This is a genomic window from Paenibacillus sp. 598K (assembly GCF_003851045.1).
Taxonomy (GTDB): Bacteria; Bacillota; Bacilli; order Paenibacillales; family Paenibacillaceae; genus Paenibacillus_D.
This window is the reverse complement of sequence record NZ_BFBX01000036.1, coordinates 71006-85134: the sequence shown is the minus strand read 5'-3', so window position 1 is coordinate 85134 and position 14129 is coordinate 71006. Positions and strand designations below refer to the sequence as shown.

6 protein-coding genes and 1 riboswitch are annotated in these 14129 nt (G+C 47.6%); all 6 genes read right to left on the bottom strand.

The window, feature by feature from the left end:
- Positions 1–14 precede the first annotated feature (14 nt).
- A complete protein-coding gene (locus tag PA598K_RS12995; RefSeq protein WP_128657379.1) occupies positions 15–1538 on the bottom strand; it encodes a glycoside hydrolase family 31 protein in 1524 nt (507 codons plus the stop codon).
- Complete coding sequence (locus PA598K_RS12990) at positions 1501–2412, bottom strand: SMP-30/gluconolactonase/LRE family protein (RefSeq protein ID WP_260405386.1); 912 nt, start codon at positions 2410–2412, stop codon at positions 1501–1503. The genes PA598K_RS12995 and PA598K_RS12990 overlap by 38 nt, the downstream gene beginning before the upstream one ends.
- Before the next feature lie 72 nt (positions 2413–2484).
- The gene (locus tag PA598K_RS12985) at positions 2485–5769 is read right to left on the bottom strand and encodes a DUF4838 domain-containing protein (protein ID WP_128657377.1); all 3285 of its coding nucleotides are present in this window, start codon (positions 5767–5769) and stop codon (positions 2485–2487) included.
- 262 nt (positions 5770–6031) lie between these two features.
- On the bottom strand, positions 6032–7048 hold the full coding sequence (locus PA598K_RS12980) for a DMT family transporter (RefSeq protein ID WP_128657376.1): 1017 nt from the start codon (positions 7046–7048) through the stop codon (positions 6032–6034).
- A 135-nt stretch (positions 7049–7183) separates the two neighbouring features.
- Positions 7184–7328: riboswitch (FMN riboswitch) on the bottom strand.
- Positions 7329–7576: 248 nt separating this feature from the next.
- A complete protein-coding gene (locus PA598K_RS12975) occupies positions 7577–7984 on the bottom strand; it encodes a hypothetical protein (protein WP_128657375.1) in 408 nt (135 codons plus the stop codon).
- 401 nt (positions 7985–8385) lie between these two features.
- Positions 8386–14100, bottom strand: a complete 5715-nt coding sequence (locus PA598K_RS12970; protein WP_128657374.1) for an RHS repeat-associated core domain-containing protein — start codon at positions 14098–14100, stop codon at positions 8386–8388.
- Positions 14101–14129: the final 29 nt, after the last annotated feature.

Sequence of the window (14129 nt, the reverse complement as noted above, 5' to 3'; positions counted from 1 at the left end):
GTGTGTAGTGATGACTATTGTTTGCGGTAATAGGGCAGTCTGCCCAGCGGCACCGGGATCGTCAGCCTCGTCGGTCCTTCGACGACGCTTCCGTCATCGCCCTCCCATCGGCCTGTCGGGAATACGACCTCTCTGGATCGCATCCCCTTCTCCAGGGCAGGCGCGATGAGCCATTGGCTCCCCAGCATGAATTGATCCTTGATCTGCTCCATGCCAGCCTCGGGGAATTCGTAGGCCATATGCCGCATGATAGGCTCGCCCGTACGGGCCGCATGCTCCGCCAGCTCGAGGATCTCCCCGCCCAACTGCGCATGAAGCCTGGCCGCTTCGACACAGTAGCCCAGATGCTCCTGGTCCAACACGCGCCAAGGCGCCGCAGAGAACTGCATCATCGGAAATAAGGCCGAGCATTGCGCGTAGCGCACATACAGCTCTGCATCGAGTCGGGACGTCGTAAAGCTGAGATATTCCCCGCCGCCGATCATGTCCGGGCAATTGTAGGCATAGCCCAGCAATCCCTGCGCCAGACCATCCGGGATCAATGCATCCAGACCGTTGCCGCGCCATTCATGGCTCTTGTCCTTCAAGCGCTGCACCAACGGCTGGCCCGCCAGCTTCCAGCAGGCGCGATACTCGTTCAGCCGATACCTTAACCCGACGCGCGCCCAGGCCTCGCATTGTCCGTTGGGCGTAGTTGGCGCGTAGCTCTGGTCCCCCGCCTCATAAAATTCGTTGTCCCCGGCATCCAGCTTGAAGCCGTCGATCCCGTATTCACGCTGCAAGCGATCAAGCTGCGCGCTGAACCAGTTGACCGTATCGGGGTTCGTGCAATCGAGCACCGCACTGTATCCGTTCCACCATTTGCGAATGGCAGTCTGCCCGTGGCTGTCCTTCAACAGCAGTCCGGCAGGCTCCAGCTCGCGGAATGCAGGCGAATCCGGGCTGACAAACGGACAAACCCACAGCATCACTTGAAACCCCATCTCGTGCAGCTCTCGCACCATCTGCGCGGGGTTGGGGAATCTTCCCGAGTGAAAATGCCAGTTGCCGTAAGGCTCGTGCCAATTATCGTCGATCATAATCACTCCTGGTGGCATACCGCATGCCAATACCGACCTGGCATATTGAAGCACCTTCTCCTGCGTCGGCTCATAGAGCAGCTCGATCCACAGATTGTACTGCGGCGCCGTAAACAGCAGCGGCTCCGGCAGTTCCGGAGCTGGCGGAAAGAAGGTGCGGGACACATGTCGGAATACGCCCTTCAGCGTCCCATAGCCTTCGCCCGTCATAAGCTCGTCCCCGTGGGATCGAACCGTCAGGCGTCCGTCCTCGAACGTGAAGTCGAAGGCGGACTCGCTCCATACAAATCTGCCTTTACTGGACAGCAATAGCGGAGACGCCTGATTGCCCAAATGCGACGACGATAAATCGACCTGATGGAGGCTATGCCCGAACGGCATACTCCGTCCATCCGCTACCCGTCCTCCCCACCAATGCTCGTTAGTCAATAACTCCATTGAAAGCTCTTTTTGCGACATCTCGCACTTCCCCCTTGCTTCTGTCCTCTCCTGCTGCATGACTGCAACGCCACATTCCCCAGCATCTTCCCGGATGATCCACATCAAAGCGCTGCACATTGCCGGTATCCGCGACCGTAGCGTAGCCCGTCCGGCCGTCATGCCCCCCGAAGGTTACGTTGGTCACATGGTTGCCGATAACCTCGATCTCCCTTAGCGGCTTGCCCTCCGGGGACAGCACCGCGATGCTCCCCTTGCCGTAGCGAGTCACATAGAGATTGCCTTGCATATCGCATCGCATCCCGTCCAGCAAATGATCGTCATATTGGATAAACAATCGCTTGTTTGCGATATCCCCGTCTGCCGTCAGATCGTACGCCCAGATGCGTCGTTGCACCGTTTCATTCACGTACAATATCCGTTCATCCGGACTGATCTCGATGCCGTTCGTCGTCCCGCAGTCCCCATCAAGCAACGTTACCGTCCGATCAGGAGCCACCCTCCATATATTCCCTGTCCCTCGGTCCCAATCCGGATCGCTCGCCAGCAGCGTCCCGTTCTGCATCATGGCAAGATCATTGGGCTGATTCATCGCCGGTTCGTGCGCCCAGACCGAGATCGCCCGAGTCGTCCGATTGATGTGCAACACTTGATGGCCCACATAGTCGGCGACCAGCAGATTCCCTTGTCCATTACAGCGAATGCCGCTGGCGACGCTCCCCTCTGGCAGCTCGACCCATACCTCGGCCTCGCCTTGAGGAGACACCCTGCCGATCGTGCCTTGCCGTTCATAATTGACCGCATACAGATAGCCGTCTGGATCGCATGCCGGGCCCTCGATTCCGCTCGTGAATCCACCGGGCTCCGTGAAATGTCGACTCACCCTGTCCTTCAATCTTATCCCTCCGAAATGGACGGCCAATGGAGCAGGAGCACGGCGCTCCTGCTCCATCCCTTCAGTCGTCGACTACGGCGTGCTCGGCGCGAGCGGCGGTGTCGAAGGGCCGTCGGTAAGTATAATCGGCTTGAATTCTCCTACGTTCCATACGGCTCCGCCGTCCCAGCCATACAGACCAAGCCCTGAGCCCGTGCGGTGGTAATTGCGGAAATAATGCCCCATCACAACCATCCCGGCCTCCGGCGATGCGATATTGATCGTACTGAAGGGGATCGCTTGAATGACGACCCATCGGTCCTGCTTCACGACAGCAGCCGACTCCCAGACGCCATTCCAGGCCGGACTGACCTCAGGACCACTGTAATCGATATTGACGCCTAGCGAATTCGACATGAGCGCGTAATAGCCGGTGCCCATCCCGTCGAGCAGATACGTTTCTACCGAATCATCGTCCGAATTGACCCACCACTCGTTGGGCGCCGTCGGATGTGCCCGTATGAGCGAGACATCGGGATCGAAGTTTTCGTATCCGATGTATAGATAGTCGTCATCCCATAGCGTATACACCTTGGTATCGACTAATGGCGCTGCTCCGGTCTGCATATGCTTGAAGTCTGTCACCGGCGTCTCGACACTAGACCAAGGAGCCGCATCGAAATCAAAGGTCGACAAAATTTGTTGCTTCGTATAGTTCGTTTTGATCGCTTGGGTCGAAACATCGATATTGTCGCCGACAGCCAGCGCCATTCGCTCGAACGCTTCCTTGATTGGGGCAATTCTCGCCTTGGCCTGTACATCCGCGAGGCCGTAGGCTTCGTTCAGCGCCGCCCGCGCCGTCTCTCTTATACCAGGTCTGACAATATATTGCCGGAACAACGTTTTCCCGCTCGTCGCCCATGTTTGCTGCGCGTCATCATAAGCCCAGCCTTGCTCCAGCAGCGCATAATAAGTGCTCATCGCATCGGCGGCCGCACCGTATGCTTTGTTGATGAACGTCGTTTTCAACTGCTCGATATCTTCGTCCGGATTCCAGAACAGCTTGTTCATCAGCCAATATTGCAGGGCATTGACGCCCCAGGCTTCGTTGGACGAATCGATCGTTCCCTCTGGCAACACGCCCATAATCCCCAGCTCGCGATAGAACTGTACATCTTCCTTTACTTTCTCGGCGATAGGCCGCTCAAAGTCGGTGGAAGGAAAGCTTCCGTAATAGTTGTAGACGATGATATTTTTCGTTTTCAGCGACCAGGCCTCGAGCTGTTGCTTGTATCTGTAATTCGCGCTGCTCGTATCGTCCGTGTCCAACGTGATGCGCGCATCCTCATACAGCGGCGCATAGACGACAATAATATTGTCCTCCAATGCCGTCTTGGGAGGCTCCTCCGTCAAGGTGTAAGCATAGGCTACAACTTTGGCATCGGGATAAGTAAGCTTGATTTCTCTGGCCATCTTGTTGAGGAAGGTGAAGAACACGGTAGACATGTAGGACGGATCGCTCGGCTGCACGACGAGGCCTTCCTCGGTCGTAAACGGTTGATCGGACAATCCCGCCTGATAGAAGCTGGAGTTGTCGTTCAAGCCTACGCCTACATACTCCGTACCTGTTGCCGCGATCAGAGCTTTCGCTTTTTCTGCGAACAGATGCGGCAGATCCGGATGATAGAAATTGAACTGCGTCTTGGCAGACAGCGGGATATAATTGCCTTGCTGATCTGTATTATAGTAATCCGGATGATCGTCAAAATACTCCGCGTTTGGAAGCCAATAATTGAGGTTATGCCCCAGCATGATCGGTTCAAGCCCGTCAGCCTTCATCCTGCCCCATGTTTGTCGCGTCGCATCATGCGCCGACATGCGGGCATTGTTCTTGTTGCGGGCCAGCATCCTGTCGGTCGCCTGATCGCCCTGAATTTCATTGTCGGCGCTCAGGCCCAGCGTCAGCCAGCCGCGCACCTGCAAGGGTGATCGCTCCCAGTAATCCGACTTGAGGAGCGCCAGATCCTGTTGCGGCTCATAGAGCGTCCCTTTCTCCGAAGCCCGCGTCCAGAGCACACCCGCATTCTCCTCGAGGAAATCGTAGACCCCGTTCAGCACGCCACGCGGCTCATCGCCTACAATAAAGACACGGTTCCCCTCGCTGTGCACCGCAAAGCCGTCGGAGCCTTGCAGATGCCCGGCGTAGGTCTGCTGAATCGCCGTAAAGTCGGACCATCGGTCCAGCGTTCCGACCACGATCTGGAAGCGGCCTTGCGAGATCACGCCCGGCGCCGGCGGACCCGTCGGCTCGACCGGCGGATTCGGCGCCTCGACAAGCGTCACATCGTCGATCCACAGCCGGCCGGGGCCATTCGCTTGATTGAACGACATCACTATCCAGTTCGTATCGAATTGATGTGACGGGTTACGGGTATAATTGACGGTGAATGGCTGCCATTCTGTCGTAACCGCTGCATCGACTGCAAAAACTTCGGTTTGCGTATAACCGACCACTTCGCTTAGTTGCAGCTTGGCATTCCCCGCCTTCTCGCCCTTCATCCACGCCTTCAATACATAAGAAGAGCCAGGCGCTGTCTCGAAGCTTTGGGTGGAACGCACATTAAAGGTGTTGCCGGTATCCGCCCCCAGACGATACGACGCCTCGCCGCTTCGCTTCACGTCCGTATCGAGAGCGGCCGTACCCGCAGGCGAATACCAGCCGTCGCTGAGGCCGGCTTCGAACCCGCCATGCTCCAGCAGATTGCGCTTGACCCGAACCGTCAGCTCAAGCTCCGGTCCATAGACAACATTGTCGACATAAGGCTGAAATCGTACCGTATAGTTCCCGTCCTCTGCCGTTGGCGGTACGAACAGGGAGCCCGTTACCGAACCTGTCTGCCCTGGCGCAAGCGAGAATCCTCCATTCAACGCAACATCAAATGGGTTTGCAACAGCAGGCGCACCGATTGATACCGCTTTCAAGGTGGTGTCGTCATTGGTGAAGTTGATCGACAGATCATAATTCCCTGCCTCCGCAACCTCTAGCTGCCCTTCGCCAAGCGATACATTCACAGCTTCGCTCAACAGCTCATCACGGACATAAATCGGCAATTCTGCTCCGGTGACGAGCTTGATCGTGTCCTGCAATTCTTCGGCCGCATAATGCTCCATGTCGTCGGCATCGGAGTGAATAATAATCTCGGCGCGTGGTAGACCGTTCTCGACAAGCAATGGCGCATCCTGCGAGAGCCCGTTGTCCGTCGTTGACGCACTTGCCTTGGCGCGAACATCTGACAATGGCAGAATGCCGGAAGCAGCTACAGTTACAGCCAACACGTATGACAGTGTCTTGTTCAGCAATGATGGCGTGGCTTTCATGCGTTCTTCCTCCTTATCCTTATGAGATGATCTTCATTGGAACAGTCTAGCACCCTTTCCAGCCGATCCTCTATGCATAGAAGTTGCAAAAATGTACACTGAGTCGTGGTACGGCAATGGGATGAACAGCAAATGGCAGCTTTTCCCCGTTCCGTCAGCGCAAGAAAAACAAAAAAATGCCGGGCGAGAAAACATTACGTTTTCTCGTCCGGCATATGGTTTTGGTGCTTGCTTATGGAACAAACGTCACCCTATTCTCCAATTAGACCACTCTTCGAGAAGGCTGGCCGCCATCGACGACGCTCAAGGCCACCGCTTGCGGCAGATCTGCGGGCGCCCCGGCCTTCTGCTCTTGCTGACGCGAGATCAGCAGCAGCGCGGCCCAGATCAGGATAAAGCCGACGATCTGGGGGATCGTAATAACCTGACGGAATACGGCCATGTTGATAAGCACGCCGACCATCGGGAAGCTCAGCTCTGCCAAGGTTGCATACGAGGCTTTGATGCGGCTGAGTCCTTTGTAGTACAGCAGCAGGCTTAGCAAGCCTGGCAAGAGCGCATGCAACAGCAGATTGACGCCCATCAGGGCAAGGCCACCCGCCTCGCCGGGCAGCGACCAGATCTGACGCTCCGTCAGCGTCATCGCCAGCAGCAGCGGCAGCGCGAGCATAAATCGCAGCGATGTGACCGTCTCATAGTTGACCGTACCGAGCAGGTAACGTCCCATTACTGTGGAGCCGCCCCACAGGATCGCTGCGCCGATCGACATCAGACTGCCGGCCTGGAGCACCTCGCTCATATTCGAGAACGGCAGCTGCCAGCCGAAGGTCAGCAAGTACGTACCGAGGATCGCCACGAGGAATAATCCTCCGAACGAGCGGGGCAGATGCTCCTTCAGCAGCCATCTCGCCATCAGGATTGCGAACAGCGGCTGCAGCTTCTGCAGCAAGAGCACGGAGTTCAGGTCGCCCGACGCCAGCCCTTGGGTGAACAGCACCGTTGCTAGCGCCGAGCCGCCCCACGAGACGAACAGCAGCGCGCCTAGATGACGAAGCTTGAGCAGCTTCAGCTGCTGACGATGCTTCCACATCACGGGCGACATGAACAAGACGAGCAGCACATGCTCCAGCAGCGTAATCTGCGTCGAGGTCAGATGCTCGAGCAGCAGCTTGCGGAACAGCGGATCGACGCCCCAGAGGGCGGAGCCGAGGACGACAAACCAGAACGCAGGCTTGACGGTCTGATTTTTGAACAGGGACGACGACATCAGATTACTCATGGTTGATTGCTCCTCTTCTCGCATCAACCTTCAGGGGTGTACCCTTGCTATGGAGTTGCTCAAAAAAGCCCCGTTCCGCAAAGTGGCGCGAAACGGGGCTAGCCAAATAAAACAAGCCGCGGGCTTATTTTAAATGGCGATCTTCTCCCATCCGGACTATACCGTCGGCCCTGGATTCTCACCAGGTCAGTCCCCCTGCCGTGATCGGCTTGGGGAGTCGCGGGCTTAGCTTATGCAGCATCACCGCCGGTCAGGAATTGCACCTGCCCCGAAGATCTCTATGCGTATCATGTATTACTGCTACTATACCTCGCATCTCGCTGCGCAGCTATGATGTTCCTCACAGGCACAGCGATGACATTAAAAAAGTAAGTATCAATATTTTCTAATCATAAGGAGTATTGGGGTTGTTGTCAATACTGAATTGTTATCGAGTGTCGTTGGGCTTTGATATTATCACCATAAAACTGTTCTGAGATACTTTGCCGACACCTTCGTTATAGCCTAAGAATTTGGCTTTACGTAAATTTACTTATACTTAATTGAATTTTTAAGTTTTCTGTTCAATACCAACCCAATTAGGCCACCTACTATACTTGATAACAATGTTATCGAAAATGTTACTAAAAGCACCAGCCCAACTGCAATGTTCCCTTGATCACCTTGACTACCTCCTGTACCCATCGTTATTTTATAAACAAGGTACAACAACAAGAATGAAAGAAATATTCCGATATTACTAAAAAAATATTTCCAAAACTCTCTTTTATACAAGAACAAAAAAGTTAGGGCATTCACCGTGACAACAATTACCGAAAAGGCAACTATAAACTCTAATGTAAAAGCCCAATTAAAGTTAAGAACAAAAAAAGATGCCACCACCAATAAAATTACATTTATTATCGGATTAAACAAAATAAAAGAAGCTCTTGTCATTTTATTTCCCCTCGTATATCGAATTTGTAAAATCAACTCACTCCTTTCACCCGAATTAATTGGAAATGAAGTGATTTTCTGGCCTTTTAGTTAGAAAATACAACCGAACCCCCATAGAGGGAATAACGGAAATCGGAGCCGAGTACGATATTCTTCAAGACTAAGAGTTCAAAATCATCCAGTCTCGATAGTATCACCGACTCCTATTCCGTTTCACTCGTTTTTGTCGTTGGACCGATTTTACCTCTGATTAGGAAAACAACAGACAGTATCTAGCACCAAATAACTAACAGCGTTAGTAATGTTACTTCCGCGCATCAAAGCGGCCGATTCTATTCGTGTGCATTATGACGATTATCTCATTTTTCAACAAAACATTAAGCTTATATTTGTAGCTGCACTTATTTATAAATTGAATTGTAGATATCGATACCCACTTGTATCATGGCAGAATCTCTAGGGTCATCAAAATATGAGGAAACATATCCCCATTCTGATGTCCCGGAATATATTTGATATATACCCGCTCCACTCTTAAGGAAAGTATCATCATATCCAAAGACTTTACCTGCGTATCCAAAATATATATTACCTAAATCATCTCTTCTATAAAGCTCACCACTATATATATAATACGAGTTGTCCTTAAAATGTGAATTTTTCACATCAACTCTTCCACCTGTCTTTACATTATTCACAAATGTCCTTAATTTAGTAACAGAATTCTCTGTGTTGTCCTTAAAATCTGTATTAAACTCAGACATCAACGAATTTAACTGCACAGTCACATTAGGGGCAGTTATAGATGAACTTCTGTATTTTACATCAGAAGGGATCGCCATACCATGCAGTTTATAATATGAAGTTCTTACTGCATCCGCTCCCATTTCATATTCCTTCTGCAGACCTTTGTAATAATCTATTAGAGGCAGCATAGTTTGTGCATTCTGACACAAAGTTACTGTAGAACAAGTTTTCACAGTATGATTAATAGTATTGATATTCTGCTGAGCCCGGTTCCATTTATCCGTATAGCCTTGAACCAACCCCGTCAAGTGTGCATTATCAGAAGCCTTTGCGTGTCCTGATGGATCAATCCAATTTATAGGGTTGTTCTCTACATATGTATAAAGGTTCATACTCAGTGGATTCGTAATCTGCCCCTCATACGTATCCTCATTTAAAAAACGCCCTACTGCCGGATCATAATATCTTGCGCGCAAGTAATATAATCCGGTTTCCTTATCATACTGTTGACCGGCATACAAAAACGAATTTTCTATCCCCTCATCTCGTTGAAGGACATTTCCCCACTCATCATAGCGATATTTATTAACAATCGAGCCAGAAGTATCTATAATCTGAATAACGTCTCCATGGCCGTTGTAAAGATAATAATAATCCTTTGACGTCGCTACTTCTTTCTTCACTAGCAACCGATCACCTCGAACGTAATGTGCAATAGCTTGATTATTCGCATTTACTTCTGCAATTACTTCTTTGTTTGTATTGTAACGGTACTGCGTTACATTGCTTCCATTTGTTTTCTTATAACGAAGCCCATCTGGGCCGTACTCGAAATTAGTAGTATTATTTGATTTTATGACTTGCTTGAGAGTATTGTATAAATCATACGTAAAGGACTGATCTGATACATCAAAAATCATTCCTCGGCTGTCTTGAGTAGTCAGCCTATTTCCTTTTAAATCATACGTATAGGTAGCTTGACTACCATCAGAACGCGTAATTCCTATTAACCGATTTAATCTGTCATACGAATACAGATTAGCCTCAGTTGGTTGGCCTTGCATCTCCTGTGTCGAGCTTGTAGTATTCCCATTGCTGTCATAGAGGTAAGTTGTCGAAGATAAAACAGTACTTCCTTTTTTATTTTCTATTTTGGTCATTCTTCCAAGAGCATTATACGTGTAGTCAGTTCTTAGTATACTACTATCAGTTAAGTGCGGATAGGTTATAGATCTCAGTTGACCATTTGGAAAATAAGAATATTTAACATTAGCTACATCAGAATCATTTATAGTTTGTTGCCCATTCGTTTGCACCATTTCAAGACGAGTACGATCATATTTATATCTTGTCGAAAATAAAGAAGAAGAAGAAGAAGAAGATGTACTACCCGAAGAAAGCACCATTAAGTTGTTATTATTATCATAACTCATCCCTGTGAAAGCCGAAAATCCCGAACTCACACTTGAAACATTAGTCACTCGTTTCAAATTATCCATCGTATTCGTAATCGTACTTGAAACAACGCCATTTTGAAGCATTTCAATCTTATCTTTCAGAATTGAACCGCTACCCACCGTTAGACGTGTTTGCAGACTCTGACCATTCGTTGCAGATGCTGATTTTATAACATCACGATAACCTTCATCATATTGTGTTGAAAATAAAGTATTGTTCCTGTCTTTTCTTGAAACTTGAAGTCCAATTTGATTGTACCCATACTGATCCAGACGACCCGCTGGATCAGTTTTCGTAGCAAGCCCTCCACTTTCAGTATAGTCCTTTTTAAAAATAGTCTGTTGCGGCCCCGAGGATCCTTTGCGGATTGTAGCCTGTTTTAATTGACCATTAGGATCATATTGATATTCCGTGTGTTGATCCAATGCATCAATAATGCTCACAACACGGTTTAGTCCATCATACTTGTATTGATTTGTAACGGAACCTGGAAGGCTGAAGTTTGTATTTGGATCTGTGTAATGAGTAAGATTCCCCAAATTATCGTATTGGTAGCTCTCAATGATTGGTGAAGACTGACTAGGCCAGTTCGGATAAGCCTTATTTGAAATCAACCGTCCCTTGATATCATAGCTTTGCTCTACGTAGTTAGACTTCAAATTATTTGAGGATGGATTAGCTCTATATGCAGAAATATCCGCTGCAGCTACAAAGTAATGGACTTGCTTTCGTTCTTTTAGTTTGGCCTCTGTAACACTTAAATTGCCGAAAGGGTCTATTGTTTCAGCTAATTCACCCCAAACGCTATAAGCGGCACTTATGGAATTCCCCATAGGGTCCAATGACAATGTTAAAGCTCGTTGATCATTATATTTGAATTGCTGTATCTGTGTGCTGCCGCTTCCTGATGTAACCTCGTATAGAAGACCTCCGAGACCATCATAATGGCTTGATTTATTGGACAAATAAATTGGTGAAGCATTAGTGGTTTTATTAGTGTATTTTCTTTTATAGTCCACCCTCAAGCTATAAATTGATTTTATATCTGCAAATGCTGTACTAGGTACTGCTGAGTTAATATAAGAATACTCATCAACTGCTTCATACTTTGTCCCCTCTAAATTTGTGAATTGAGGGAATTTAACCGTCTTAACCCGCCCAAGAAGATCATACGTGTATACCGTTTCGTTGTTATCGCCATCTTTCTCTGATAATAATCTTCCAGAACTTATATCATATTGCATATGTTTTTTGACTATTTGTTCGATAGATTGGCCATTAGCATTACGAGTTGTTATACGGCTACTTATTTCACCAGGGTAGGCGTATTGTGTTTCGGATTTAAATATCGTTTCATTTCTTGTGGACTTTGAATTACCTAAGCTTTTCGTCTCAATAACTTTAGTAACAGGCCCTGACAATTGCTGTGAAGAATTTGTGCAGTTGTTAAGCTCTTGTTGACTTGTATTGATAGTGTAATAGCAATAATTTGTCGTTTCAGATACTGCATTTTTGTAACTTTTCAGCCTACCATTTGAATAGTACGTGTAAGTATCTGTGAATGGACCGGCATTGGCACCCTGATACCAAGATTTAGTTTGCAAAAAATTATATGTTGGCTCATATACATAAGAAATTGCATGAACAGGGTTGTTCACTTCAGCAACAGGAACAAAGTCAGTCTCACTTGCTAGTCCTCCCCAAGGAGTATAAACATTCTTTTGTTGTAGAACTTCTGCTGCGGAAGCCGTGTCTCCAGCCGCATAAATCTCCTGTTGAACAAGAGTCGGCAAATACTTGAAAGTACTATCAAAGCTCAGATTCCGAAGGAGTTTTTTCTCTCCGTTTGCTGCCTTTGTCTCCGTTGATATAGGCTTTCCCTCACCGTTATATAAATAGGTCGTAGCCAGTCCATTTATAGCTGTAGAGCTAACTGTCGTAGCTTTAGATGAATAATTATACGACTGAGGGAGCGAAGCTGAATTCGAATAAGTAGGATAGCCTGTGTAATCTCCGTTATATGTGTAATCTACGCGTTGGTACTCTCCTTGAGCTGCCCCAGAAGTTTTTAAAGTATTGTAACGTTTTTTTGCGCGATATTCTTCTGTGAAGCCGGATGAGGTCCAGTTTCGACCCACCTTCTCGTATTCGTAATAGACATACGAGCTTGGAGAGTTAATATGGGTTAGATAGAGCCCGTAGTTATTACCTGAATAGCTCGTGTGGGTTTTATAAATCGGATGGAAATTGGATAGAAAGAACTCATGATTATAGTAGGTATATTCACCCAATTGGTTTTTGTAGTCATGCAATATTGGTAAGTATTTCCCATCTAAAACACCATTATAATTCGAGGCTACTCTAGTCTTTTGGAATTCAATTTCTTGTCTCGTTATTGTGTCATTGCTATTATTATAAACCCTTACTGAGATAGCCTCCCCACTAAAGGCACTAGGATTTTGTAATGTTGTCTCATAATCAAAACGTACTACACGGCCAATACTGTCTGTAATGGCAGAGATAACTTTGTTAGTTTGACCATCATAGGTTATTCGGTCAATATGATTAAAAGTAATTCTATTTCCGAATCTATCTTGAATCCCCAACAGACGTCCATCACTCGCAAAATATTCACGTTTTTTGTCCGCATACTCTAAATAATATCTAGAATTCTCAGTTCCATTAGAAAATTGACCTTGGAGGTCATCCATAAAACGCAAATCCTTGCCTTGATACCCTACTAAATGAGTATAGTTAACTAGAGAATCACTGGAGTTCATTTCAACTGTATAAACGGCACCTTGTCCATTATGGTAAAATAAATACCCTTCAGATTTTTGTACAGAAGGAAACTGAAAGCTCCACCCTGCTCCTAAGTCGTATCGCGTCAGCCAATAGTTGTTTTTCTTCAACTCCCACGGAGACCCAATATTTTGAACAAAATGAAACGATTGATTGGAGTCGTACATAGTACCAATGTTTAGGTCCAAGCCATCCCGTCCGGGCAATGAGATATGCAACTGTTTAACGACTAGTTTCCCGGTTACTGGGTCTATAAATTCACTGTTCCCCTCACGGTCGGCATACTGAGGCTTATTCGTCTGATTAATCATTTGTTGTGTGATTAGCCCGTTAATTACACTGTTTACATTGGAGACGAGCATGTTTAATGCACTATTTTCGTCCATTACAATTTCATCAAGCATTTCTTCGGTTATAATTTCCGGAACCTCAATCTCTATCGGCAGTTCTTCAGGTAAAGTTCCATCTTCTACAACTGTTTCTGTCAGTGTTTCATCTGTTATGTCGGTCAGTGTTTCATCTGTTATGTCCGTCAGCGCTTCATCAGTTATATCCGTCAGCACTTCTTCAGAAAGTTCAACTTTCTCTAAGTTACTCTCAACCTCGAAGAGGCTCTTTTCGGATGAATTCTGCTGTGTTGCTGCTTCCTCCATCTGCTCCCACGTTAGTTCACTTTTCTGCTTTTCTTGAAGGATCTGTTCCGGCTCTACTTGAAGCTCGTTAGCCAAGAAGTAAGAAAGATAGATATCATCTGGCGAAACGCCGTTCAGAAGTAATTGTTCAATTTCTGATTTAGAATAATTATAAGTCAGACCTTTTGACGTTTTCTGTAATTCCAGTTCTTGCATAGCAAGCTTTTTTAGGATCGAATCAATTTCTTCTTCGTTGCTAATACCTTCAAAATTGACAGGCGGAAGTTCTTGTAACGGGATTACTTCATCTACACGCTCAAAACCAATATCAACTGCTTCTACCAATTCCTCCGCCATGCCATCATAGTTATAACTTTCATCAACTGATCCAAGCGCATAAGTCGGAGGCTCTAATAGCATGACCCACGCTAACATGAAAATGAATAAAGCTCGCAGTCTTTTCTTTTCGAATAACATTCGATTTTCTCTCCCTTATATGAGTAGTA